This is a genomic window from Pantoea sp. CTOTU49201 (genome assembly GCF_032054795.1).
GTDB lineage: Bacteria > Pseudomonadota > Gammaproteobacteria > Enterobacterales > Enterobacteriaceae > Pantoea > Pantoea symbiotica.
The window spans coordinates 6807-7228 of the sequence record NZ_DAMBSA010000243.1; the positions used below are offsets into that span (position 1 = coordinate 6807).

The window sequence follows — 422 nt, forward strand, 5'->3', positions numbered from 1 at the left end:
AACGGCGGTGGTAGAAACGCCGCGTTCTACACCTGCTGCGGCTCCGGTGCGTCAGCCGGAAACGCGCGAAGCACCGCTGGCCGCCCACGCGCAAAGTTTTGGCCGCGTGTTAAGCGTTTTGCAGGATCGTTATGCGCTGCTGGAACGTGGAAGCGCGCTGCAATTGTTATCGCTGGCCGTGGCGGCACGTTGGCTAAAACAGGCCCAGCTGCAACCAGGCGAAGAAGGTTTAAAACCGCAGCCGCTGCTGATACCGGTGCGCCTGAAAATTGCCGCGCCGGAGCTGGCCGCTATCACCGATCACGCCGCGCTGCTGAGCCAGATGGGCATTGATTTACAACGAGAAGGGCAGCACGTCACGCTGCGCGCGGTGCCTTTACCGTTACGAACACAAAATTTACAAATCTTGATTCCAGAACTGT

1 pseudogene is annotated in these 422 nt (G+C 59.0%); it reads left to right on the plus strand.

Going from position 1 to position 422, the window contains the following annotated elements:
- A pseudogene (locus RTY00_RS16230) lies at window positions 1–422 on the plus strand (DNA mismatch repair protein MutL); the annotation flags it as partial.